A 25,974-nucleotide genomic window follows, 5' to 3' on the forward strand; every position below is an offset into this window, starting at 1 on the left:
GAGGTTTTCGGGTTCAGGATATTAAAGGAACGGATAAAGCTGAAGTATACATGTTATTACAAAGCCGGACTGAAGACAGTGACGGAAATTTGAAAGTGAAGAGAGTTGGGACTGCATGGACGCGCTTCGATACATCAAGCGATGAATGGAATAATGGTTATAAAATACCTGTTACTTATGGTGATGCCAGTAAGCAAACTGGTTTTGAACCTTACATGGGATTGATTTCAGAAGACGACCCTTACTATGCATTGAACAGTAAAGGTGAAAAAATTGCATATACTGAGGAGGGATGGACGGACGATGTAGAATCAATTACTCATATAATTATGGTATTTTCAGCAAGTTATCAGGGTGGAGAGTTTATAGGTTCTGCCGATAGTCGTTTCTGGATTGACAATATTCAGCTTCTTTATGATTGATTAACATTTCCTAATAATCAGGCTTAAGCATTGGTATGTAATTTGCCTTAAGGTGATTGAACTTTTAAAAAATCATCAATGCTTAAACTGGATTTCAACAAATTACCTGTCACGCCGTTGTTCGGCAGCAGGTATAGTAATTTCAAAACAATCTGCAAAAATCAGGAAGTAGACGAAGGGTTTCGACTAAAATACCTGATGAGCAAGTCAATCTCGGCACTTTTAAGTGTGACGCAACCATTGGAAAATGGCGTTTACAATCGAAAGGTTAAGTCATTGGAAATGACAGATGATCCCGTATTTATTCTGGGACATTGGCGAAGCGGTACCACCTATCTTCATAATGTACTATCCAAAGATCAGCAGTTTGGATACAACACCACTTATCAAACCATTTTTACAAATGCAATGGTGTGGGGTCAGCCTTTTTTTAAGGGTATTATGAGTAAGATAATGCCTGATAAACGGCCAACAGATAACCTTGAGTTGGTTCCTGATCAACCTCAGGAAGAGGAGTTTGCCTTTAGCAACGTAATGCCGGTTAGTTTCTATAACTTCTGGTTTTTCCCGAAGCAAACAATGGATTATTGTGATAAGTATTTATTATTTAATGGTATTACTTCCGAAGAAAAAGAATTGTTTAAGGAAGAATTTATCCGTTTGATAAAAACATCTTTATACAATACAGGAGGAAAACGATTCTTATCAAAAAATCCACCACATACAGCTAGGGTTAAGCATTTGCTGGAAATCTTTCCAAATGCGAAATTCATTTACCTGGTACGAAATCCATATACCGTTTTTGAATCAACCAGGGATTACTTTAGCAATGTAATTAAACCCTTAATGTTGCAAGATTTCAGCGACCAGGAACTGGAGCAAAATATCCTTAAGGTTTATCAGTTAATGGCAGAAGCTTATGAACGAGACAAGCATCTGATTCCTGAAGGAAATCTATACGAAATGAGATTTGAAGATTTTGAACAAACCCCTTATACATTGACACATGATATTTATAGCAGGCTTGGCCTTAGTGGCTTTAACGAGGCATCAGATTCAATCAAGAAATACATCCAAAAGAAAAAAGGGCATAAGAAAAACAGATATGCCTATGCAGAAGACACCATCAAAAAGGTCAACGAACACTGGAAATTCGCTCTGGAGCAATGGAAGTATGAGATCTTATAAATAAGAGGTAAGCACTCTGTTAATCAGTTTGGTGTCTTGCAACTAAAATCTAAAGGTCTAATTATTAACAATTAAAACTTAAAGATATGAATCGACATATAACATTTCACAATCACAAAGTAACAAAGGAAGATCGTAATCAACTGAATAAGCATAAGAGCCTGGTCATATGGATGTCAGGATTAAGCGGATCTGGAAAGTCAACATTGGCGGGCGATGTTGAGCAGGCTTTATGGGATAAAGGCATTCGGACTTACATTTTGGATGGAGATAATATCCGGTCGGGACTAAATAGTGACCTTGACTTTAGTGACAGAGGGAGGCAGGAGAATATTCGCAGAATTGGTGAAGTAGCTGCATTAATGAGTGATGCAGGCATGGTGGTTATCTCTGCCTTTATTTCGCCTTTTAAATCAGACAGGGAGAAGGCCAGGTCAATTATAGGGAAGGATAATTTTGTTGAGGTTTTTGTTAATACACCTATTGAAGTGTGTGAGCAGCGCGATCCTAAGGGTTTATACAAAAAGGCAAGAGCTGGTGAAATTCCAAACTTTACAGGTATCAGTTCTGATTTTGAAGCACCGGAGAATCCTGATATTGAGGTTAAGAACCACCTGAATAGTCGCTACTCATCATGTCAGCAAGTGGTCAATTATATCGAAAGTCGAATATTGGAAAGCGATAACTTCCTGATTCAACACGGGTAAGATTGGACAAAGTAATTCAGGTACTAGCCTCTTATCACCATCACCGTTAACCTTTTCCAAAGTTTTGAAACTTTGGAAAAGATGATTACGCAAACCTACAATTGTAGAAAGGATTATGGTGTATTACTATACATCCTAATAAACCAGATCGATTTCATTCACCAACAGTAATGAACCAACTCCACCTACGAAAAATTCGCCATAATAACTTGAAGTTGCTACAATAGCCAGGTGAGTTGGCGTTTTGTCAAGGAATTCAACCGGATAGTTGATGTCAATTGTTTGCTGACTCCCTGCGGCATGTTCACCCTCAATTATAATTTCCCCTTCTCCAATAACGACCGCACCTTCAGGTAAATGAGTGTCAGGGTCAAATTCTCCGGTGTCCTCATCTACATACAGTACCTTAATCCAGATATGTCCGATGTCAGGATCTCCTTTTTCCATAGGTACTCCGTCAGCTTCCAGTTCATTAATTTCAGGAGTGTATTCATAAGAACAACTCAATTGTTTGGGACGCCCATCGAAAGGTCGGCCAAATTTGACGCTTTGAGCCGGGTTGGAAATATTAGTTACAAAATCACCAATAAAGATATTACCTGCGGCAATAGGAGTGCCGGCTATTGCTCCCAAAGCACCCAATGTGATGGTTTCGAGACGTGCACCACTTTCACCAATTGGAATCGTGTTACTGTCAGAAAGAGTAACCACACCTTCATTTCCTGTGCACCAGTATCTTGGATCAGAAGATAAATATGGATTCCATACTTTACCTGCCTGATGCCATTCTGAAAAAATCTTATTTTTCAAATCAATAGCGGGATGGGCTCTTATGCTCCAGGTTTTGGTTCTTCCAGATCCGGCAGTAACAACGATTTCTTTAGGACTGCTCAGGTCAATTGGATCATTAGCATTGAGTTCGCACGTTGCCCCTTCACTAATTTGAATGTCCTGTATGGTCAAGACAGAGAGGTCTTCTTTGGTGACATTAATATCAATAAAGCCTTCAATATTATCAATTGTGTAGGAGGTAATAATGGTTTCGCTTCCCGATACCTGCTCATTCAAAGTAAGTTCCAGAATATCTGCATCGTCCTGGCCAGGAATTCCATCGCCATGCTCTACGCTTAAAGTCCATTGCTCCTCTATATCTCTGTAACTAACTGTAATAGCTACATCGCTCGTAAAATCATTGATGGTTGAAGGATCAGGTTCATAGCTTGCATCAGGTGGACCAAGTTTAAGATCAATAATATTTACCTGTGTGAGGTCATTGCCATGAGCAATAAACGCTTTAGCAGTATAGTTTTCAGGATCGATTATCTGATTGCCAACTTGTTGGTCTATTCTAAAATGCCGTTCTATTGATTGGGATGCTTTTACAGTCCATAAATAATCCTGATAGGTTGTAATAGTATACAACAAGCTATCGCTTAGGTTAATAATATCCTCTACTTCCGGATCGATGGTTGCATCTTCGGTAATGCTATAATTAATAACTTCTACCTTTGAAGGATCGGCTAATTCTCCCAACTTAATTTGTACAATTCTATCATCTGTGTTAATAATGGATTCTCCCACCTGATGTTCAACTTCAAATGTTATAAACTCTCCAAACACAATCGGGTAAGGTATGTCGTTTTCGATGCACCCACCAAAAATTATCATTGGCAGCAGATATAGATATTTTAAAGCTTTAAATATTTTCATATAGCAGGGTACTCATTTATAAATATATGGATACTCCAAATTTTACTGTAAAAAGGTTGATTTTAAAATCAGCACCGGATGTAGTTAATGATCCTGTTTCAACGCGATTAAATTCTTGTTGTACGTTGCGGAATGAAATACCCAAAACATCAACCGATACTTCTAAAGCAGCATTATTGTTGATAAAAGCACATAAGCCTGGAACAACGCCAATCTGAAGTTCATTAATTGTTTCAAATGTGCCGTTGATATTATCATCTGCACCCGATACAATTTTGCTTTGCCCGAATCCGTAAGAAATTTCTGTATCAACATAAAGGCCAAAGCGTCTGTTTTCACCAAGTGCCAAATAATTCCTCAAAAAACCTGTTGTGTAGAACATGTGGTTTATCGATTCGTAGTCATTTAACGATATGTCCGTGTTTTCGTCAATTTTGATATTGAATGAAGAAATATCGGTGTAGGATCTTTTGTATGAGAATTTACCACCAATACCAGTATTTTCTTTGAAAGTGTATAAAAAATATGGAGTCACCTTAAAGTTATAGCCATTACCATCCCAATTCTCTATAAATAGGAATTTATAATTATCCTGGTTATTCGTTTTATACGATAGTGTACCGCCGATCATCCATTGTCCTTTGGGCATGAAAGTTGGATTAATGATTCCCCGATCAAATTCTTGAGAACTGGCTGAATAAAAGGATGGTATAATAAAGAGGAATAATATAAATATCTGAGCGCGCATTCTTAAAGAGTTAAAATTGTAACAATGACTATTTGCATATTCAACACAGTAGTTAATAAAATAGTTTTGGGTCAGGCAATCACCAAATTTCGCACCAATCCGGAAGAAGTCTTTATTTTTTTAACAGAACGGAGAATTTGTTGGGATTTAAAAATAGAGTGCCTCCAGCTTATTTCTTTAGTCTAATAATAAACTCAGTTCCCTGTCCAAGTTGACTATTAACAATAATTTCCCCGCCTAGTTTATAAGTGAGTGCTTTAATGATGGACAGCCCTAATCCATTTGAACTTTCACCTTGCGTTGGTCTAGCCGTTAATTTTTGAAATCGTTTAAACATTTTCTCCTGGTCATCTTTACTTATTCCAGGTCCTTCATCTTTTACTGAGAAATCAAATGTAGATTGATTCTCTTTTACACTTATGAATATACGCTTTTTAATTTCTGAAAATTTAATGGCATTTGACAAGAGGTTATTAAGAATCCTTTGTAGAAGTAATGGGTCGGTATTAATATGTGAATTAGAAACCTGAATATTAAGCTTTAGTTTTTGTTTTTTTCGTTCCAGTTCACGATCAAAGGTTTTAAGCCAGTCACCAATGTATTCTTTAATATGTACTGCGGATAATTGAATTTTTGAATCATCGTATTCAAAAGAATGTACATCTAAAAGATCTTCAATTAAACACATACCATCTTTAGTTGCATTATCGATGATAGATAAATATTCACTTTGTTTTTTATTAATAGTTCCGTCACGTTTGATTAAGTCAATAAAGCCTGCTATGGTGCATAGTGGTGATTTTAAATCATGAGCCACGATATTTATCAACCCATCTTTTTCCCGGTTTAAATCAATTAGTTTATCATTTTTGGATTTGATCTCTTTAATATACATGGATATACTAAGGCATGTTCTTACCCTTGCAAGTAGTTCTTGTTTTTCAATTGGTTTGCGAATGTAATCGGCAGCTCCGGCATTAAGGGCCTGATCCAAGTCATCCGAAGATGATCGGCCAGTGGCCATGATAACAGGAATATGGCTTATCTCAGGATTATTTTTAATTTTTAACAATGCCTGGTATCCATTCATAAGTGGCATTTCCCAATCCATAATTATTAAATCAGGTCTTCTTTTTTCAGCCACTTCACATGCCATCTGACCATTTACCGCTTGCAGAAATCTATAGTTATTCTGTCCGTTAAGATAGCCAGTTACAGAATCAATAATATCTGGTTGATCATCAACAATTAATATTGTAGAAGTTGAACTTTTCGACATGATTTTATTGACTTATGATATTCTTATAGGATTTAGCATTACCACTATATAAAACCTTAAGCAAGTTATTGTTCCATAAATTGATGTTTTTATTGTTTATCAGGGCAATTTTATCTGCTATTGAAATTACTTCGCTAAAATCATATACCTCCCATTTGCTTAATTCCTCGATGAACGGTTTCAGTATTTCTTTTTCGTCATTTGACAGGTCAACGGCTTTTTCCTCTTTAAAGCTAATCTGTTTAGCAATTGACAAGTTATCACTATTTCCTTTTAAAATAGGTAAGGTGAAAAAGAAGGTAGAACCTTCGTTAAGTTTTGAGTTAACTCCAATTTTTCCACCATGCGCTTCAATCGCCATTTTACAAAAAGCTAATCCAATACCGGTAGAACGAACTGCTCCGGATTTACGCGCATTTATTTGAGTGAACTTATTAAATACCAGATCTATCTTATCAGGCGGAATACCTGCTCCATCATCAGAGATTGACAGCATAAGGAATTCATCCTTTCTTTCAGCTATTATATCAATATTGCCATTAACAGGTACATACTTAACAGCATTAGATAGGATATTCACAATAACCCTTAAAATCAATCCATAATCATAACGCGAGAGTAATTCTTCATTGGGTAGATATCTTAAGTTGATCGCTTTTTGCTCTATCATAAAGCTCATTTGTTCAATGGCTTCGTGCACAACTTCGCTGATTGTATGGTTGCTTTGAGCAAGTTTAATCTCAACTGATTCGAATTTTTGCACATCAAGTATATTCATAACCAGGTTGTGCATGTACCTTCCTGAATTATGGATACTTTGTAAGCGTCTTTCTGTTGGAGGCGTTTCAGAAAATGAAATAACGGTATTCAACAGGTTCTTGAAATCATGCACAATCATTGCAGTCATAGACTCTTTGTAGTCATTCAACTCCAACATTCTTCTATTTGTCGCCTTAAGCTCCAGATTCATTTCTTGTAACTGAGTGGTTCTGGCAGCCACCTGATTTTCCAGTTCGTTTTTCTGTCCTTCAATTATTTTCTCATTTTCCAATGTTTTTTCAATAACCTTTAGTTGAGCCGCATATTTTTCTTTTTCAATTTCTTCTTTTTCCCATTCAAATCTTTTTGTAAGAAGAAATGAAAGTAAAAATGCCTCTACCAATGTTGCATAGGCTACAAAGCTTAAGCCTCCAATGTATTTCGGACTTCCTATGTTGATATATATTGCTTGCACAGCAACGAGTGTAAAATATATAAAATAGGCAATCGCAAAATAATAGCCCATTTTGTTGCCATTTGTTCCAACCCGGACTCCAACAAATCCCATTATTAAAAACGAAATAAGAGCGTTAACCGTATTTATTGGTTGAACAATTGGGAATGTCAAGAAGAATTTAATAAGCATCCAAATGCCAAAGTAGGCAACGAAACCCAGTATAATCTTATATAATCTTGGAGCATATTTTTTTGCCTCCAGAAACACAAGACAGTAAATTGTTTGCAATACGATACCTATGGCCGGAATAGTAGTGTATAAGAATTTAAGGTTCGGTTTTGATATAAAATAAACCAGGAAACCATCTATTACAGCTGCAGAGTAACAGATGTACATTAAAACAATTAAGGCATAAAACAGATAGAGTCGTTTTCGAAGAGAAATAAAGAGAAAGATATTGTTCAGGATCACAAAAATCATTAATCCTAAGTAAAACCCATAGCTCAATTTCTGCATTGTGGTTCGACTTTCGAAAGCTTTCTGTCCATATAGAAAAATAGGTACGGGTTCAGAATTTGAATTTAGTCTGATATAACAAATTGTTTCACCGGGTGGTAGCTCAAAAGCCTGAAAAGAGGTGTTAATTAACTTTTCATTCATCGATACCGAATAACCGGCCTTAATATGATTTATTTTAGAATCCTTATTCAAATAATACAGATCAGAGACAGGTAATCCTGCCTGGGCAAGCTCCAATATAATGTTACTATTAGTTTGATTTTGAACATGAAATCTTAACCAGAAAAACGAATCGGTGTACCCTAAGCTGAGAATTAAGTTATCGGATAATTCAAATTTATTTTGATATTCATTTGAGATGATATCATCAAATGAAAGTGTTCCGTTTGCATCCTCATATATCTCAGCTTTATCGCAAATCGATAATTGATCGACACTACCATCCCATAAAATACTCTGGCTATTCGCCATTACAGGAAGCAGAAGCAGGCACAACAACAGTTTTTTCATAGATCAATTAAAAATCCAATGGGTTTTCTTTAAGAAACTTAGCAGGGATGTTAAGTAACGTAGCACATGCGATCCACCATAACCAACAATAAACGCCAAAAGGCAAATAACCAAAATAACCAAGTATTGGCATTTCAAATACATGGGCCACATTAACGTATGGGAGACTGTATTGCCAATAGGCCGGGTCATTGGTAAACAATGCTGTTTGACCATCGTGAATGGCACTTAAATAGTTTTGTCCTTCTAATGTAAAACCGGTTACAAAATATGTCAAGGCAGAAAGTAAAACAGGTCCCCAGTTACCTTTAGAAATCGGGTTGAACGGTGTCCACACCCCAATTTTATCAAGAATAACCGCTAAAATAACAGGTGGAGATACCCATAAAACAAAGAATAGCTGGTTTGGAAAAAGGCCTGCAGCAAACATTCCAATCAACGACAGAACTAATAAAGTCGTTTTTATTGAATTGTTTAATTTGATCTTAATACCATTTTTGAACCGATTGGCTAATTTAGGAATGGTAAGAAATAATAAATACCACTCAAATGCTAATGGTAGCAGACCGGATGATACAATAAAAGCATATAAAAGAAACTCTTCTCGATCAAGAATATTACCCCATGGATAATACCAATTATCATCTACGAAAAAATTCATAAACTCAAAAATCATCCAACCAGTCATGGAAGCAACACCAATTCCGATTAACTCTTGGGGAATTTGAGCAACCAGAGACTTCCCTCCGGAACGCTTATAAACAATACCATCCAGTATAAGAACAGCTCCCCAAAATAATGGTACATCGCTCCAATGGATAAACCAGGCTGGCTCCTTCAAGTGAAGGCTTAAAAGAGTTAGCGAAGTTCCCCAGCAAATCAAACCAAACCAGAACCAATATGGTAATTTAACTTTTTTTGATGGAGGGGTGCTTTCTTGAAATGTTTTTTTAAACCCAAACCACTTAGGCTTTATGTAAATGGCCGACATGGCAAGACATGCAACTGCAATGGCGCAAAAAATTAATAAGTTGAAACCAGGCTTATCAATAGGTTTAAGTGCAGGGTAGGCGAAAAAATCGGCAGGAAAATTACCGTCGTAGTAGAAATAACCTCCAAGCCATGGTAAAAAAAGCATAGCTCCCATGGAAAGGAGCAAGTAGATCATTTTTCTTCTGATATTCATAAAGTGTTGATTTTTAATTCCTGGTTTCAGGTTGATTTGTATAATTGTGTTGTATCAGGCTTTAATTGACTTTGTTTCAGGTGCTGCTTCAATATTATTGACATAGTAGAAAATGACCAAAAGTAAATACTGTACTAACCCGAATAATGCCATCATGGCGTAAGCTGGCCAATTATCCTGAATAGGCCAAATAGCTTTCCATACTATTTTAATGATTTGTATAGGTTCCAGGAATATTTCCCATGAATACAGATAGCCATTACCCAGCTTAATGGCTGACAATAATTCGCGCCCCATATAGAAACCGAGGCAACTAAGTATCAATGTTGCATGAATGGCAATATGTGCAAACCGCTTGCTGTATCGCTCCTTAAAAAGGGTAAACATCAATTTAAGAGATAAAAAGCCATAGAAAACGGATAGCATTGCCAAAGAGAAAATAATTAAAGTGTCGTATTTAATCATTTCAGGATTAAGCTTCGAAACTGGATCCTGACTATCATGAATCAGGTCACTAATCATATAAGGAGCATTGGGATAAAACAAAACCCATAAGAGGGTACCCGCCCAAAAAACAACTGTGCTTAACTTATCGTTAAACCGATATAGTAAATAGGATATAACTATTACAGGTAGTGATCCTATAAAAAGATTGGATCTTAAGAATGAATAAAAATCATTGCCAACAATAATATTACGTAATGCCAGCACAAGAAGATTTATGAATGTCAGCATTAGCACAATGCTAACTAGTGTAGGTTTTTTTTTCACGTTATCTGGTCCTCCAAATTTATATACCGATAGTAAATCGATGTCAAATGTTATAATAAAAAGGCGAATAGGTTATTTTTTTACAAAATAATTAAGAGTATGCACTTTTCCAAGCACATTACACTATTGATCGTAAATTATATTTGAACATGAATAGTTGAATCTATTAAATTCAGGAGGGCGGAGGAATTAATATGTGATTGAGAGTGTTGGTTGTTTGTTAGAAATCAATGGGTTGGGTGAATGATAATCTTCTTTTTTTGATTGGATGAAAAAAATCAATATGCTCAGCATGAAGCATTAAACGATTTGATTTCTTACCATAAAGTGGATCACCAACAATTGGAGTATTTAGGCCAAGCTTGTGAGCCGAATGCACTCTCAACTGATGTGTTCTTCCTGTAAGTGGGTGAAAATGGATCAATGTTTGATTTTTTCTTTGTTCGATAACCTGCCAATGAGTGATAGCTTCTTTACCATATTCATAACAAACCATTTGCCGGGGACGATCATTAAGATCAACGCGTAATGGTAAATTAATTTCCCCATTCTTTTCACTTATAACCCCATCAAGTAGGGCGACGTAGCGCTTTTTTATGGTTTGTTCCAGGAATTGTTTTTGTAGGTGTTCATGAATGATTTTACTCTTAGCAAGCAGAAGAATACCTGAAGTTGACATATCCAGACGATGTATAATTATTGGACCTTCAATTGATGGATACATATTCTTGATCTGCGTATAAACCGAATCACTTTGTTCTTTGCCTGGAACGGACAGTAAACCAGGTGGTTTGTTGACAACCATAATGGCCTCATCCTCATAGATGATCTTTATTTTTAGGTTTTCTTTTGCAGGTTGTTTTTCAATAGATAAGCCCTTAAGCATAAAAGCCAATATGGGCTCACACTTACTTTTACAGGCCGGGTAAAAATAACCATGTTTACGAATTTCTGTGATTGGTGAAGGTCCCCACCAAAATTCGGACATCGTAACTGGCGTTAATTGATGTAGATAAGCATATTGCAATAATTTGGGTGCTGAGCAATCACCCGCACCGGCCGGAGGCACTTTACTTTTGGTATTACCAAAAATTGAACTGGCACTTTCCTGCTCACCCAGGCTATTTAGAAAACGATAGTTGTCGAAGATTCTTTTTTGAACAGCTGCGGATTTTCTTTTTCTTTCTTGTTTAAGTGACTTTATATCAGTAATAAATTTCTTTTCTTCAATTTCTAAAGAATTAAGCTCATCTTTTAATTGTTTCTTTAATTTATTAAACTCACTTTTCTCTCGCTGGCTTTGTTTAATAAGCTTGGCAAGCTCATCCTCATTGCTTAGCTGTTTACGCTTTTCATCGCGTATCAGCTTGTTTTTTTTAAGTTCTGATTTTGCATTGTCGATCAAACGTTGCGATTCTTTTTTCTTATCATCTAATTGCTTTCGAATTTTATCCAAAACCTTAGAGTCAACCAGTGTTTTTATCTTCGCATTAATTTGATTTAGTTCCACTTCTGCCTTCCGAAAAAAACCATTGGGGTTAGTAATCTCGTAAACCTGAGGGACGAATGGCAGTGCTGAATTTGCTTCTTTTTCATTGCCGGAATAGGCAACGAGCATACCAATTGTCCCTTGTTGGTTTTTGACAATCAGAACGCCGTACATTTTACCCTTAGGCATTTTAACCGAGACAGGTAAGTTATCCTTCAAATGCTCCAGTGCTTCAATACATAGTTGATGAGGTTCGTAATCAAAAGGATTAGTGAACTCAGAAGGTAAATTCCTGATGTTAATATTTGGTAAGGGAATGAAACACTCCATTCTAACAGTGATCAAATTATTTATTGAGCAAATATCAGTTTTTTCAAGCATTTGTAAAAAGTCATTAAATCAATGTGTATGATTGGATTTATGGTTTTATGAGTGTTGAAGTTGAATATCAATCTATTAAAAAAATGTGTTAAATTTGATGACTCATAATATCTACAATGCATATTCTCCGTTACTTCTTTACGATTGTTTTTATTTATTCCCTTCCACATAGTGGATTCAGTCAGGGAATTGATTCAAAAGAGAAATCGCAATGGCTCAATCGAATGAACCATTTGACCCAAATTGTGCCTGATAATATTGATAGTGTTCTTACATTGGGGAAAGAGCACCTGGATTCATGTCCCTTTGGGAAGAAGAAAAAAGAAGCGTACTATCACTCCTTAATGGCTGAAGTTTACTATTACAGGCAGGAATTGGATTTTTCGCTGAAGGCTTACAAAAAATCATTAGAAGCATTTGACCAGGTTGAGGATAAATCCAGGCATGCAGTTTTATATAATAACATTGGTTTATTGTATTATTTAAAGGCCAACTTTGACAGTGCTTTGGTGGCATATACACATTCGTTAGAACTTGAGAAACTTGCAGATAACAAGGAGGGAATAGCACAGTCGTATCAAAATCTTGGAATTATATATGGCAAATGGGAACGCTATGTGTTAGTTGAGGAATATTATAATCTAGCTATGGACATATATAAGGAGCTGGATGATACTAGAGCAGTCGCTGATATTTATAATAACCTGGCCGTCATAAGAGCGAGGCAGCAGGATTATAAAAAAGCTTTAGCTCATTACAAAGAAGCATATGATTTATATACAAAAATTGGGCATGATAAAGGGATTGCATCTGTAGCATCAAACCTGGGTCGCCTGTTTTCAATAGAGGTACAAATAGAAAGAGCAAGGCATTATTTTAATGTTGCTCTTGAAATATTTCATCGAACAGAGGATAAGGTGGGACTGGTTCATACGTATAGTATGATAGGGGAGATGTATCTTAATAGCAATAATCTGCCAGAGGCATTGAAGGCGTACAATAAAGCCAATGACTACAATAAAAAAGTTGGATTGAGAGAAGTTCAACAAGGAAACTTAGAAGAATTGTATGAGGCCTATAAGAAAATGGGACAATATAAGCAGGCTAATGAGGCCTTAGAGGCTTCCTATTTATTAAAAGATTCCATTTATAATGAAGAGCAATTTGATAAGGTGCTCGAACTGGAGAAAAAATACCATGCTGAAAAAAGTCAGAAGGAACTTCTTTTGTTACGATCAAAAGAAGAACGTAACCGACTGTATATGTGGGGTGTCACCATCGTGTTTTTGATGTTGACTGTCATTGTTTTGATTTGGGTGTACGTGCTAAAAATAAAAGAAAGACAGCGCCAGACAGCCATGGAGCAAAAGGTACTTCGATCTCAGATGAATCCTCATTTTATTTTTAATTCTTTATCGGCATTGCAATGTATTATAATGGAGAACAATAAGGAGGATGCTATAGATTTTGTGGCTGACTTTTCTGGGTTAATGCGATTGGTTCTTCAATATGCTAAAGAAGAGTATATTACTTTAAAAAAGGAGAAGGAAATTCTGGACAAATACATGAGTCTGCAAAATAAACGGTTTGAAAACCAGATCAATTATAGTATTGAGTTTGATGAAAAAATTAAACTTGATGAAGTGTTGGTACCACCCATGTTGACACAACCGTTTATAGAAAATGCGATTGAACACGGCCAGCTAACTAAAAGTGGAAGCTATATTAATGTGAGTTTAAGAAAAAATGAGGATGTATTGGAGTTCTCAATCGAAGATAACGGAATAGGCATTAAAAACTCAATCAAGGCAGGAAAGGGTAAAAATAAAAAACATAAATCTGTGGCAGTAGGTTTAACCCGTGAGCGATTAAGCCTTCTAAATGGAAAAGAAAACTCAAATTCAGTAACATTAAAAATTGAAGATCTCTCAATGTATGGCAAGCAAGGTACCAGAGTAGTGTTTAAGGTACCATATATGACACTTAATTAGTTTCCTGAAAGTCGCCTAATATTAAAAATGCCTGAGTAAATCCCGGCTAATACAAAATATATTGCAGAAGGCAATTGATCTTTACCTTCTGCATTAATATTTTATTCTACTGCAATAACTTCTGTAATCTGAGGAACTGATTTTTTAACAACCATTTCCACACCACCTTTAAGCGTTTGCATGCTTAACGGACATCCATCACAAGAGCCTTCAAGTCTTACTTTAACAATGTAATCTTCTGTTATTTCAATCAGGCTGATGTCACCTCCATCTCCCTTAAGGTAAGGACGAATTTCCTCCAAAGCAGCTTCTACTTGCTGCGTAATTTGCGTTTTATTCTCTCCCATGACCAAATTATTTCTTCATTTCTACAATTTTCGTCTCCGGCATAGTGGCATTTCGTATTTCCACTCGCTCAACAACCTTCTGAGCTAATTCGGCAAATGCTAAACCAGTTACAGAGCCTTCATTAAGTGCGGCTGGTTCTCCGCTATCTCCTCCTTCGCGAATACTTTGTACAAGCGGAATTTGTCCCAATAATGGTATACCCATTTTATTTGCCAGTTTTGAACCTCCGTCTTTTCCAAAGATATAGTACTTGTTATCGGGTAATTCAGCAGGGGTAAACCAAGCCATATTTTCAACCAAACCTAATACCGGTACCTGGATATTCTTACTTTGGAACATGCTTACACCTTTAACAGCATCCGCTAGCGCCACATTTTGTGGGGTTGATACAATTACAGCTCCTGTGATACTAATGGTTTGTACGATGGTTAAATGAATATCGCTTGTTCCCGGAGGCAGATCAATTAATAGGTAATCCAGTTCCCCCCAGTTTCCATCGTTAATTAACTGACGAATGGCATTGGTCGCCATGGCACCCCGCCATATTAATGCATCATCAGGGTTTACAAAGTAGCCGATGCTAAGCATTTTAACGCCATATTTTTCAACAGGGATGATTTTATCTTTACCATCAATCTTTTCAAGCACAGGTTTAGCATCTTCGGTTTGAAACATGATCGGAACCGATGGGCCAAAAATATCTGCATCCAGCAATCCGACAGAATAACCTGCTTTAGCCAAGGCTACAGCCAGGTTTGAGGTAACTGTTGATTTACCAACTCCACCTTTACCGGATGCTACGGCAATGATGTTTTTAACTTCTGGTAGTGCCTTCTGTACAATAGGTTTTTCTTTTGGCTTTATTTTAACATAGATATTACCTTCAATCTCAGCAGCTTCGTCAATATATGTTTTGATAGCCTGTACACAGGCCTTTTTTAAAGATCCAACCAAAGGATCGTTTGCTCTATCAAACAACAAACTAAAACTGATTCGTTTTCCATCAATACGTATATCATCCTCAACCATTCCAAGCGACACAATGTCTTTGCCTTTGCCGGGATGCTCAACATGTTTTAATGCATCTAATATGAGATTTGGATAGTATTCCATGCTTATCTTTATTTAAACCTTGTAAAAATTAGACTCAAAGGTATAAAAAAAAGAGAAATTCACTTTCTCTTCAATCGGGTAAAAAGACTGCTTTACAGCAACTCTTTAGAAGGGTCCCAAAAAACATCTTTGAAATTAATAATTTGATTGTCTTCTACAATAATTCCCTCGTTTTCAAGTAACTCTTTCATGGTTTCGCCCCCGGGGAAGTGGTGTTTTCCGGTTAGCAAGCCTTTACTGTTTACAACACGATGTGCAGGAATATAACGGTGCCAGCTACTGCATTTATTCATAGCCCATCCAACCATGCGGGCACCTCTGTAGCTGCCAATGTAGTTGGCAATAGCACCGTAGCTGGTTACTCTGCCTTTTGGTATCAATTCAGCAACCTGAAAAACCCGACTGAAAAAATCATTGTCTGCCATTGCGAATATTCATTAGTTTATCTTCCTTTTCGTCTGGCATCAACATGCTTTGAAAACGTTTCTCGTTCTTTTACAACTCCTCTGCCGGCACTGTGGTAGCTGTCAAAATCGATTTCAATTTCCGGTTCGATCCACTGATCCCGATCTTCCAAATGAAATTGCAGATATTTAATGGATAAGCCATGTGCAATCCACTTTGACTCATAGTGCGTCTGGATTGAGAGTATTTCATTTTGGTAGTTGGAGTTATATAAATCCGATTCGTTCACTTCGATCTGAAACTTATTCTCTTTTACCATTTCACAGGTGTAAGTGTATAAAAAGTTAGAATCAGTTTTGAGGTGAATAAGTCCATTAGGTTTTAGGAACTCCTTATATAACTTCAGGAAGCGTGTTGAAGCCAGGCGTTTGTTAACCTTTTTCATTTGTGGGTCGGGAAATGTCAGCCAAATCTCGTCCACTTCATTTTGTTGGAAAAAAGCGGTAATAAACTCAATACGCGTTCGTACAAAGGCAACATTCTTCAACCCTTTATTCAGAGCATCAGTAGCTCCGCGGTGCATGCGGGCTCCTTTGATATCGATGCCAATAAAATTCTTATCAGGAAATAGTTCGGCTAATCCAACTGTATACTCACCTTTGCCGCACCCCAGTTCCAGTACGATTGGATTATTATTCTTAAAAAAACTCTGATGCCATTTTCCTTTTTGGTGAAAGTCTTCCCCTTTCAAATCGCTAAAGTCAGCTTCAAATACATGGTCGTAATTTGCCATTTCGGCAAACTTTTTCAACTTGTTTTTTCCCACCTTTTTATTCTTTTAATCCAGCAGCTTCTTCTAATCGTAGTCCAATATTGTGAATGCCTTTCAGGTCTTCTTCACGCATACCTTGTACAATACGAAAGGTGTATTCTCCGGTTTCGGCGAATTTTACGTTTTGTTGATAAGGTATTTTTACATGATACAAGTTTCCCCAACCAGATCCCAACCAGCGACCAGTATCATCAGCTAGGATACAATCAATCTTGTCCTGAACATTCTGACCGGAAGGACTGGTTACATCCACAAATAACCAAAGGTTACTATTGGGATAATTGGAGCGATTACGAATATTGATAATAACATTATAAGCTTTATCGGGATTTTCAATATCTAGTTTGAAAACTGCCATTGAGTCCATATTCCACCCGCCATCAGGAATGGTAACATATTGATCAAATACAACATTGTGGTCACAGCTGGTTAATGTAATAATGCCAAATAAAATGGCCCATAAAAGTTTATTGTTCTTTATTTTGCCCATCACCTCCTTGTTGTTTGCGTTGGTTATTAGGTCGGTATCGACGTTTTGATTTATTATAAGGTTTTCCGGAACCAGACTGGGTATTGCCACCTTGTCTTCTTTCGTTACTTTTTGCTTTTCTTTCGTTATTCTTCGAGCCATTATTTTTTACCTCGCTTTGTTGACCTCCTCCATTTTTGCGCCTGCTCGGACGCCTCTTTTTCTTCTTTTGCTCATCAAAACGCGTCAAGCTTTCCTGACCGATCACATTGTCATATGTTGGCTCCGAAATCATCATTTTTGGAGCTTCATTGGCCAGTTGGTCAACTTTCTTCCCTTTACGGTTTTGTCGGATGACTTCTTTAACACGATCAACTGAAACAGATACTATTCCTGCAGGTACTTCTTTACTGGTACTATACCACATGGTACGAGAGAAAATATCTGTTTTGAAATGGTAATAGCTGCCATCAACAGTTTCTAATACAATGCTGGTTTTAGGGAAATCCTGCTGAGCATCGATATAAACATCCAGTTCGTAGTTAAGGCAGCATTTTAGTTTGCCACACTGTCCGGCCAGCTTTTGCGGATTGAGAGAAATTTCCTGATAGCGCGCAGCATTGGTTGTTACAGAAACAAAATTGGTCATCCAGGTTGAGCAGCAGAGTTCACGGCCGCAAGGGCCAATCCCGCCGATACGCCCCGCTTCCTGTCGAGCTCCAATCTGGCGCATTTCAATTCTTACACGAAATGTTTCGGCTAAAACCTTTATTAACTGACGAAAATCAACACGTTCATCGGCGATGTAATAGAAAATGGCTTTTGTTTTATCACCCTGGTATTCAACATCACCAATTTTCATATTGAGGTTTAAACGCTCAGCTATCCGACGTGATTCTAACATGGTTTCATGCTCCAGATTCCGTGCTTCTTCCCATTTCTCAATGTCGGCTTGTTTAGCTTTTCTGTATACTCGTTTAAATTCAAATGTTTCCAGGTTGATATTGTGCTTTTTCATTTGCAACAATACCAACTCGCCCGTCAGGGTTACTGTACCAATATCATGACCTGGCGACGCTTCAACAGCTACAATATCGCCTTTTGAGATCCGAAGAGCATTGCTATTCTTGAAATAACCTTTTCTGGTATTCTTAAATTGTATTTCAACAATGTCAGTGCTATTGATGCTATCGGGTAAGTCATCAAGCCAGTCGTACACATTAAGTTTACCGCACCGACTGTTACAACCCGAACATCCTTTTTTACTTGTATCTTGAATAACTTCTTCCATAAAATAAAATATAAAAGGCTCTTTGGCCTTGAGAATCTGTGCTTCTTATTATTTTAAAAGCATAATTACTTTTAAACACAGATCCATTAATATAATACGTGCATTCCCATTTTGTTCAAGGTGGGAATGTGCTAAACTAAACTCTTCACTCAACTGAAGAATATTACCATCGTTAATAAACGGAGCGAATCGCAACGAGAAATTCTCTTCTTCAGGTGTAAGATACAATAAATCTTTCTCCTGAATATTCATCATGAAGTTTTCCCGAATCAACCTGAGGGCAAATTCAAGGAAGTTTTTTTGCCGTTCTTTAGATTGTCGGTTCATTTCATCACACCAGTCAATCAAATCAAATAGTTTCCGTCCATAAGCTAAACGCATTACAGAAACGAACTTGTCGAAATAATAAGAGCGTTCTTCTCCCTGGTTGATTATTTCTCTGGCATTGACATAATTGCCAACCGATAACTTTGCAAACCTTTCACATTCATTATCGTCAAAGTCAAATTCTTTTTTTAAGGCCTCAGCAATGTCATTTATTTCCAGTGCAGGAATATTTAGTCGTTGCGCCCTGCTTAATATCGTTCCCAATATCTCGTTAGGATTATCAGATACTAATAGAAATACTGTTCCTTCGGGTGGTTCCTCCAGTAATTTGAGCAACTTATTGGCCGCTGCAACATGCATCTTTTCAGGCAACCAGATAATCATCACTTTGTACTTAGCCTCAAAGGTTTTAAGGCTAAGCTTTTTAATAATCTCCTGACTTTCCTGGCTGTAAATTAATCCTTGTTTGTCAGAATCAAGAAAGTTAAACCATTGGTGGATATTAAAATAAGTATTACCTAAAACAAATTGCCGCCATTCATTAATGTAAGAATCGCTTACCGGATTTTTGTGTTTCGTGCTTTTTGCAACAGGAAAAACAAAATGTAGGTCTGGATGAATAAGTTTTTTGTACTTGATACAAGAAGGACATTCTCCACACGAATCATCATCTTGCCTGTTGTGACAATTAAGATATTGAGCAAAGGCTAATGCTAGGTTAATTTTTCCAATCCCTTCAGGTCCACAGAATAATTGAGCATGACTGACACGGTTTTCTTTTACCATATTAATCAAATGCTGCTTTATTTTATGGTGCCCTATTACCTCTTTAAACTTCATGAAGTTGCCTAAAATTCAAGTCACCAAAGATAGCAATTTAGTTCGTTGTGTAAAATGGCTCATGACCATAGACCACAAAGGGGGTTTAGGAGGCTTATCCGATGAATATTAGCACATTGATCATATTCATCGGATAAGCACCAAAGCATGATCTAAAAAAGGTCGGAAGATTTTTAAAAATCTTCCGAGGTTTTTCAAGAAACTTCCGAAGTTTTTGAAAAACTCTCCAATGTTTTTAAATTTTTGTCATGGAAGTTTATGCGAATGCTCGTTGAAGTTTTACTGAAACATATCATATAGGTATCGCCTGAATCTTGTCACTAAACTCTTACATTTGCAAAAAAAGAAAGTATGTCCACGTTTTTGTTTGATGATATAGTATTTGGTCCGGTTAAGAGTCGTCGCTTAGGTGTTTCCTTAGGAATGAATCTCTTACCGGTTAATCGAAAGATATGTTCGTTTGATTGCATTTATTGCGAGTGTGGTTTAAATGGCCAGTTAGGGGATAAAACGGGACAAATGCCAACTCGCGATGAGGTGAGGCATGCATTGTATGTTAAACTAAAAGAGATGTTAAAAGACGGTTTAAAGCCTGATGTGATAACGTTTGCAGGTAATGGAGAACCCACTTTGCATCCTGAATTTAGTGGAGTGATTGATGATACAATTGAATTAAGAGATGAATATTGTCCTGAAGCCAGAATAGCGGTTCTTTCAAATGCATCGCGTATAAACAAACCTGAAGTTGTTAATGCACTTCTGAAGATTGAAGATAATATCCAGAAGTTGGACTCTGGACTGAAAGAAACTATTTTAAAGCTTGATCAACCCAACTATCCTTTTGATCTGGAAAAGACAATACAGGAACTTTGCGACTTTAAAGGGAAGTTGATTATTCAAACAATGTTTGTAACAGGTGAGCTTGAAGGTGATATTGTAGACAATACAACAGAAGAAGATATTAATTCGTGGTTAATGGCCTTAGAGAGAATCAAGCCTGAGAAAATCATGATATATACCATCGAAAGAGATACTCCTTATAACTCTTTAAAGAAAGTATCGCTTAGTGTTTTGGAAAGCATTGCAGAAAAAGCAAGAGCAAAAGGCTTTGTTGTTTCTGTATCGGGCTAAAGAAACAGATGATGTTATATTTGCAATGTGACCACATCAAGAGCAAATAAAAAAAGGATATTGATCAGCCCTCTGAATTGGGGGTTAGGTCATGCCACCCGACTAGTTCCTGTTGTGAAGAGTTTGCTCAATGAAGGTCATTATGTATTGTTGGCTGGTGAAGGTTCCTCGTTGCATGTTTTAAGAGAAGAGTTTTCTTTGCTGGAGTGGATTGAGATGCAAGGTTTTAATGTAAGCTTGTCGAAAGGTCAGCATCAGTGGCTGAAATTGATGCTACAATTGCCCGCATTAATCCGAAGTATTCGTTCAGATAAGAAACATGTTAGCCGAATAATAAAGGAAAAAAACATTGATTTGATTATATCTGATCATCGTTATGGTTTCTATTCCGAGAATGTGTATTCAATCATAATAACACACCAAACACATCCTTATATTGGGCGCACTTTTTCCTTTCTAAGACCAATAACCAACTACATAAGCCGTAGATGGTTGAGCCGGTTTAACGAATGTTGGATTCCTGATGATGCTTCACTGCGTCTGGCAGGCTCATTGGCAAGACCGGTAAAAGGAATCAAGTCAACTTATTTGGGAATAAGTTCGCGATTGATGATTGCAGACAATACAGTTTCGTTTAAGGAAAAGGCTGATGTTCTAATAATTTTATCTGGGCCAGAACCACAAAGAGAAGAACTGGAGTCAACCTTATTATCACAACTAAAGAAGAGTGGATTACGAACGGTTATTTTAGGTGCTTGTCCCGGAAAATCAATTCGGGAAGAGGGGAATATCATTGTTTTACCACACGTCGGTCCGGCAGATCAAAAAGCTCTGATAGAAAATAGTCGGTTTATCATTTGTCGTTCGGGTTATTCAACATTAATGGATTTGCTTTACTGCCGACGAAGAGCCTTATTGATTCCAACTCCTGGGCAATTCGAGCAAGAGTATTTAGCTAAAAGAATGTACGAGAGTTTTGGGTTTCGTATGATTTGTCAAAAAGAGCTGGGAGTGCAATCTGTTTTCCGGTGGTATGAAGAGTTAAGCTTTGCTAAATGTGGCAAGGATTTTAATAGTTTTACATTGCCCCCTTTTTAATATCCGCTTCAACCTTGAATAAGCTGTTTTTGTCATCCAAAAATGTCATCTCGTCAAGAAAAATGTAACCTTTATCGCTTCAGTAAGTATTAATAATCGATAATTGGCGCATAAAAAGGAAGGTCAATTAAGTCTTCTTTCTGAATATGTTAGCCATTTCATCTAAACCCAATAATATCGGAAGTAAATAATTAGTATAATCATTTTTGTGATGACAACGCTACTGATAACACTATTCGCACTTTCTCTATTCGGACTATGGTTCTGGAAGAAAGGCATGTTTCTTTTAGCAGAAAAAAATGCTGCTAAAGAACTTGAAAAGTTATTGTTTCCTCAGGGAGAGGAGGATAAAGTAAATATACTGGCAACATTGAATCAGATTACTAAGGATAAATATTCCACAGAGCTTTTGTTGGATTATTTTTTAAAGATCAAAGGTCTGCAGGTGGTAAACATGTACGACCCGGTTAGTTTTTGGACCCGGAAATTTTTAATGAGTCCGACCAAGCTAAAGCTTAATTATTTCGAGCAGGTTAAGTTTTATGAGTCGTTTCTCAATTATCCGCATGCTTCGGAAAGTATTATCCAATCAGAAACAGAAGAGAGCAATTATATCACATCCGAATCGAATAGTGGCTTCCTTAAAAAGAAGCAGTTGGCATAGCCGACGATATACCAAGAGGGCAAGTGGATTATTAATCGACTTTGTCAGGAAGAAAAACGGGAAGTATTTGCCTCCCGTTTTTCGTATGTTTTTGTTTACGATTATTTTAATTCGAAATTGCCGGTGCCAATGTTAAAGCCATCGACGAATACATCAACTGTATATACACCTTTTAAAAGTTCTCCATCAGCAGCGGTATAGTATACACAAACGTCAACATCTTCTCCGCCGTACTCAAATTCACGCTTAGCAGAATAATTAATTTCCTGCTCTTCATATTCGAATAAATTATCCTTTGATGTGATAAGGAGTACATCATCAGGTCTTTGGATGCGGATAAAAACCGTTTTAATGCCTACCGGAGCAGTTACGTTTTTAAGAACTGTGCAGCAAGTTCTGATTTTAACAACACTTTTTGTTTTTTTTGTCTCTTTGCCTTTGCTGTTAAGCCCGGTGGTTTCAATATTCCGGGTTTCGAGCTGAGAGGCGATCTCTACCTTTTTGTCCAGGGTTTCCTTTTCCTTTTCAAGTTCCTTATAAGATTCTTTTATGGCATCATGTTGTTTTCTGTACTGAATGTTTTCTTGTGTCAATTCTTCATTGCGGCGGTTGAGCGAATCAATCTGGACAACAAAATTCTTCATGACACCTCTTAGGGTCGACAGTTCTTTCTTGTATTCTCTTATTTTTCTGGCATTAGTAGCTTTGATGGTTTTTATTTCCTCAATTAAATGGGTGATTTTTTCGCGTTCCTGCTCAAGCATCAGGTTTAAAGTGTCATTGTTACTATGAAGCGAATCGTAATTCAACGCTAATGCTTGAAATTCCTCAGTCAGTATGGTTTTCTCTTCCGTCATTTCTTCAACCATTGCTTTGTATTCTTGTCGGTTTGAGAAAAATAAGATCAATAAAACCGAAATAACAACAATTGAAACTCCACCAATTATATATACCAGCTTTGACGATGGTTTAGCAGTATTTTTATTCATAATAATCAAAGTGCTTTTGAGTGCAACGACAAAGTTATTATTTTTTAACTGGCATGCAATGAGCAGCCTGTGAGTAAAGCCGGATAGAAATATTCTTGAAATTCAAAAATGAATTTATATCGAATTATTGCATAATCTTTATATAAATTTGTGAAGAATTAAAAAGCACTCATTTTGAAGAAGAAAATAATTCAACTTGCCATAATCTTAGCAGCTACTCAGTTATTTTGGTATTGCGCCAATGTAGGAATGCCAACTGGCGGACCAAAAGATGAAACTCCACCAGTCGTTGTCAGATCGATACCTGAGGCCAGTTCACTTAACTACCAGAAGAATGAGATTTATATCGAATTTGATGAACTAATCCAACTTAAGGATTACCGAACCAAATTTATTGTTTCGCCGCCGGTTAATGAACAGCCGATTGTGGAAGCTCGTGGTAACAGGTTAATGATAACCTTTGAGGAAGACCTTCAGCCTAATACGACTTATACCCTTGATTTTGCAGATGCCATTGTGGATAATAATGAAGGTAACGTATTGGAGAATTACTCATTTTCTTTTTCAACAGGAGAATATATCGATTCGTTGCAAGTGTCAGGAAATCTCTATGATGCTGATGATTTGTCTCCGTCAGAAGGAGTATTGATATTTCTTCACAATAATGTGAATGATACAGCTATACAGAAGTTGGTGCCGATTCGGATGGCAAAAACCAACTCAAAAGGAAGATTTAATATCCGTAATGTGAGTCCGGGTAAATACCGAATATATGCTTTGGAAGATGCCAATCGTAATTACAAATTTGATCAGCCTGGCGAGGCGATGGCATGGTCTGATATCTTTGTAGAACCTGGTTTTGAATATCGTCAGTTTGCTGATACAATCCGTATCGATTCTCTGGAAACAGACTCGATTCATTACTATGAAGAGTTGGTATATACTCCTGATAGTGTGCAGCTTTTTAAGTTTCAGCACGATTATAAAGAGCAGTATTTAATGAGTGAAGAACGAAAGGAACGTGCTAAGTTAACTTACTATTTTAACCGTCCCTTAGAAGAGGATGCTAAACTGGAATTGACCGGTCACGAGTCTGTGAAGGATGCTTTTATTATGGATCGGTCTGCAAAAAATGATACCGTGACTTTTTGGGTTGCCGACAGCACCTTCTATAATCAGGACTCTTTAGCCGTTTCATTGAGTTATATAATGCGGGATTCTTTAGATAACCCTTACACAAAAACAGATACAATTGCCATGTATTTTTTCGAAGTGAAGGAAAAAAAGAAGAAAAGGCGTAAAAAAGATGATGAACCGGAACCAATCCCAACCATCAAACTCCGCAGCGTTAAATCCAATGTAGATGTTTTTGGACAGTTTCGTTTTTCTTTACCGGCGCCCGCAGTTAGTTTTGATATAAATGCGTTGAAGCTATATAACCATAAAGATACCATTCCTGAAGAAGAAACGGATTTTGAGTTTATTCACGATGATAAATCCATATTGAATTATTCGATCAAAAATAAATGGGAGCCGGGTGTAAAGTATGAAATGATCATTGACTCTGCAGCTATAGCAGATATTTATGGATTAATGAACGATTCAATTAATGTGCAGTTTAGCGTCAAGTCGCTTGATAGCTATGGTAAAGTGTTTATCCAGATTCACGAGCCCCATGAAAATTGGCTAGTGCAAATACTGAATCGAAAAGAAGTTGTTGTGCAGCAAACTTATATTACCAATAAGTCGGGTAAAATAGGTTTCCGTTACTTAAATCCGGGTGAGTATATGTTGCGTATTGTAGTGGACGAGAACAAGAACGGCAAGTGGGATAGTGGTAACTATTACGAACGTATTCAGCCAGAAGAATTGATTTATTACCCGAATAAAATTAATATTCGTAAGAATTGGGAGATTGATCAGGAGACATGGGACCCTCTGCAATTCAACTTAGATGAGTTCTCAAGAAAATTCCGTAAACCAAAGAAAAAAGAAGAATAATGTCAGTACTGCTTAATTTTGCGATGTTCCCCACAGATAAAGGGGATAGTGTAAGCCAATATGTTAGTCAGGTTATTAAGAATATCAAAGAAAGTGGTGTTCCATATAAATTAAATCCAATGGGAACGACCATTGAAACTGATACAATGGCAGAAGCGCTAAAAATAGTTCAGGAGAGTTACGATATTCTTGAGCCTGTTTCAGACCGGATTTATTGCTCAATGAACATTGATGCACAAAAAAACAAAGGGCAGCGTATCGTTAGTAAAATTGCGTCTGTTGAAGCAAAAATAGGAGAGGTCAGTAAATAGCTTCAAGATAAACGAGGCACTGTTTTTGATATCAGGCT

Annotated in this window: 24 protein-coding genes; 9 read left to right on the forward strand and 15 right to left on the reverse strand. The window is 36.9% G+C overall.

Annotated features, from left to right (window positions below; genetic code table 11):
- The 3 genes from AC4MRQ_RS00005 to cysC all read left to right on the forward strand — a co-directional run.
- On the forward strand, positions 1–422 hold a 422-nt coding region (locus AC4MRQ_RS00005), incomplete at its 5' end, for a hypothetical protein (RefSeq protein ID WP_491195568.1).
- A 78-nt stretch (positions 423–500) separates the two neighbouring features.
- Entirely contained in the window at positions 501–1,610 is a 1,110-nt protein-coding gene (locus AC4MRQ_RS00010; RefSeq protein WP_491195569.1) for a sulfotransferase family protein, read from the forward strand.
- An 86-nt stretch (positions 1,611–1,696) separates the two neighbouring features.
- Complete coding sequence (gene cysC, locus AC4MRQ_RS00015) at positions 1,697–2,317, forward strand: adenylyl-sulfate kinase (RefSeq protein ID WP_491195570.1); 621 nt, start codon at positions 1,697–1,699, stop codon at positions 2,315–2,317.
- A gap of 135 nt (positions 2,318–2,452) precedes the next feature.
- On the opposite strand, the gene AC4MRQ_RS00020 is transcribed toward cysC, so the two are convergent.
- The 7 genes from AC4MRQ_RS00020 to AC4MRQ_RS00050 all read right to left on the reverse strand — a co-directional run bounded on the left by AC4MRQ_RS00020 (position 2,453) and on the right by AC4MRQ_RS00050 (position 12,075).
- Positions 2,453–4,027: a PCMD domain-containing protein gene (locus AC4MRQ_RS00020; RefSeq protein ID WP_491195571.1), complete on the reverse strand. Its 1,575-nt coding sequence runs from the start codon at positions 4,025–4,027 to the stop codon at positions 2,453–2,455.
- A gap of 16 nt (positions 4,028–4,043) precedes the next feature.
- Positions 4,044–4,775 (reverse strand): hypothetical protein, encoded by a 732-nt coding sequence (locus tag AC4MRQ_RS00025; protein WP_491195572.1) that lies wholly within the window; start codon positions 4,773–4,775, stop codon positions 4,044–4,046.
- A gap of 169 nt (positions 4,776–4,944) precedes the next feature.
- Positions 4,945–6,054, reverse strand: a complete 1,110-nt coding sequence (locus AC4MRQ_RS00030) for a hybrid sensor histidine kinase/response regulator (RefSeq protein ID WP_491195573.1) — start codon at positions 6,052–6,054, stop codon at positions 4,945–4,947.
- A 4-nt stretch (positions 6,055–6,058) separates the two neighbouring features.
- Positions 6,059–8,299 (reverse strand): sensor histidine kinase, encoded by a 2,241-nt coding sequence (locus AC4MRQ_RS00035; protein ID WP_491195574.1) that lies wholly within the window; start codon positions 8,297–8,299, stop codon positions 6,059–6,061.
- A 7-nt stretch (positions 8,300–8,306) separates the two neighbouring features.
- A complete protein-coding gene (locus tag AC4MRQ_RS00040) occupies positions 8,307–9,485 on the reverse strand; it encodes a hypothetical protein (protein ID WP_491195575.1) in 1,179 nt (392 codons plus the stop codon).
- Positions 9,486–9,539: 54 nt separating this feature from the next.
- Positions 9,540–10,220, reverse strand: a complete 681-nt coding sequence (locus AC4MRQ_RS00045) for a DUF1361 domain-containing protein (RefSeq protein WP_491195576.1) — start codon at positions 10,218–10,220, stop codon at positions 9,540–9,542.
- Between the two features lie 256 nt (positions 10,221–10,476).
- Positions 10,477–12,075: an RluA family pseudouridine synthase gene (locus AC4MRQ_RS00050; protein WP_491195577.1), complete on the reverse strand. Its 1,599-nt coding sequence runs from the start codon at positions 12,073–12,075 to the stop codon at positions 10,477–10,479.
- A gap of 167 nt (positions 12,076–12,242) precedes the next feature.
- Here AC4MRQ_RS00050 and AC4MRQ_RS00055 point away from each other — a divergent pair, with 167 nt between their 5' ends.
- Positions 12,243–14,117 (forward strand): tetratricopeptide repeat-containing sensor histidine kinase, encoded by a 1,875-nt coding sequence (locus AC4MRQ_RS00055; protein ID WP_491195578.1) that lies wholly within the window; start codon positions 12,243–12,245, stop codon positions 14,115–14,117.
- 101 nt (positions 14,118–14,218) lie between these two features.
- On the opposite strand, the gene AC4MRQ_RS00060 is transcribed toward AC4MRQ_RS00055, so the two are convergent.
- The 7 genes from AC4MRQ_RS00060 to holB all read right to left on the reverse strand — a co-directional run bounded on the left by AC4MRQ_RS00060 (position 14,219) and on the right by holB (position 19,742).
- Positions 14,219–14,464 carry a NifU family protein gene (locus tag AC4MRQ_RS00060; RefSeq protein ID WP_491195579.1) on the reverse strand — a complete coding sequence of 82 codons (246 nt, stop codon included), beginning with the start codon at positions 14,462–14,464 and terminating at the stop codon, positions 14,219–14,221.
- 7 nt (positions 14,465–14,471) lie between these two features.
- The gene (locus AC4MRQ_RS00065) at positions 14,472–15,578 is read right to left on the reverse strand and encodes an Mrp/NBP35 family ATP-binding protein (protein WP_491195580.1); all 1,107 of its coding nucleotides are present in this window, start codon (positions 15,576–15,578) and stop codon (positions 14,472–14,474) included.
- A 92-nt stretch (positions 15,579–15,670) separates the two neighbouring features.
- Complete coding sequence (locus AC4MRQ_RS00070) at positions 15,671–16,003, reverse strand: MGMT family protein (RefSeq protein WP_491195581.1); 333 nt, start codon at positions 16,001–16,003, stop codon at positions 15,671–15,673.
- Between the two features lie 17 nt (positions 16,004–16,020).
- Positions 16,021–16,809 (reverse strand): tRNA (guanosine(46)-N7)-methyltransferase TrmB, encoded by a 789-nt coding sequence (gene trmB / locus AC4MRQ_RS00075; protein ID WP_491195582.1) that lies wholly within the window; start codon positions 16,807–16,809, stop codon positions 16,021–16,023.
- Positions 16,810–16,813: 4 nt separating this feature from the next.
- Positions 16,814–17,305, reverse strand: coding sequence for a gliding motility lipoprotein GldH (locus tag AC4MRQ_RS00080; protein ID WP_491195583.1), 492 nt, complete (start codon positions 17,303–17,305; stop codon positions 16,814–16,816).
- On the reverse strand, positions 17,283–18,575 hold the full coding sequence (locus tag AC4MRQ_RS00085) for a PSP1 domain-containing protein (protein ID WP_491195584.1): 1,293 nt from the start codon (positions 18,573–18,575) through the stop codon (positions 17,283–17,285). The genes AC4MRQ_RS00080 and AC4MRQ_RS00085 overlap by 23 nt, the downstream gene beginning before the upstream one ends.
- A 48-nt stretch (positions 18,576–18,623) precedes the next feature.
- On the reverse strand, positions 18,624–19,742 hold the full coding sequence (holB, locus tag AC4MRQ_RS00090) for a DNA polymerase III subunit delta' (RefSeq protein ID WP_491195585.1): 1,119 nt from the start codon (positions 19,740–19,742) through the stop codon (positions 18,624–18,626).
- 351 nt (positions 19,743–20,093) lie between these two features.
- On the opposite strand from holB, the gene AC4MRQ_RS00095 reads away from it, so the two are divergent.
- The 3 genes from AC4MRQ_RS00095 to AC4MRQ_RS00105 all read left to right on the forward strand — a co-directional run bounded on the left by AC4MRQ_RS00095 (position 20,094) and on the right by AC4MRQ_RS00105 (position 22,635).
- The gene (locus AC4MRQ_RS00095; RefSeq protein WP_491195586.1) at positions 20,094–20,873 is read left to right on the forward strand and encodes a radical SAM protein; all 780 of its coding nucleotides are present in this window, start codon (positions 20,094–20,096) and stop codon (positions 20,871–20,873) included.
- 60 nt (positions 20,874–20,933) lie between these two features.
- Positions 20,934–21,971: a glycosyltransferase gene (locus AC4MRQ_RS00100; RefSeq protein ID WP_491195587.1), complete on the forward strand. Its 1,038-nt coding sequence runs from the start codon at positions 20,934–20,936 to the stop codon at positions 21,969–21,971.
- A gap of 211 nt (positions 21,972–22,182) precedes the next feature.
- A complete protein-coding gene (locus tag AC4MRQ_RS00105) occupies positions 22,183–22,635 on the forward strand; it encodes a hypothetical protein (RefSeq protein ID WP_491195588.1) in 453 nt (150 codons plus the stop codon).
- A 101-nt stretch (positions 22,636–22,736) separates the two neighbouring features.
- Here the strand turns inward: AC4MRQ_RS00105 and AC4MRQ_RS00110 are convergent, their stop codons facing one another.
- Positions 22,737–23,624, reverse strand: a complete 888-nt coding sequence (locus AC4MRQ_RS00110; protein WP_491195589.1) for a DUF8429 coiled-coil domain-containing protein — start codon at positions 23,622–23,624, stop codon at positions 22,737–22,739.
- A 174-nt stretch (positions 23,625–23,798) separates the two neighbouring features.
- Here AC4MRQ_RS00110 and AC4MRQ_RS00115 point away from each other — a divergent pair, with 174 nt between their 5' ends.
- Complete coding sequence (locus tag AC4MRQ_RS00115) at positions 23,799–25,625, forward strand: Ig-like domain-containing protein (RefSeq protein WP_491195590.1); 1,827 nt, start codon at positions 23,799–23,801, stop codon at positions 25,623–25,625.
- Positions 25,625–25,936, forward strand: a complete 312-nt coding sequence (locus tag AC4MRQ_RS00120; protein ID WP_491195591.1) for an MTH1187 family thiamine-binding protein — start codon at positions 25,625–25,627, stop codon at positions 25,934–25,936. Before AC4MRQ_RS00115 ends, AC4MRQ_RS00120 begins: the two co-directional genes overlap by 1 nt.
- Positions 25,937–25,974 lie beyond the last annotated feature (38 nt).

This window comes from Carboxylicivirga sp. (genome assembly GCF_982718395.1).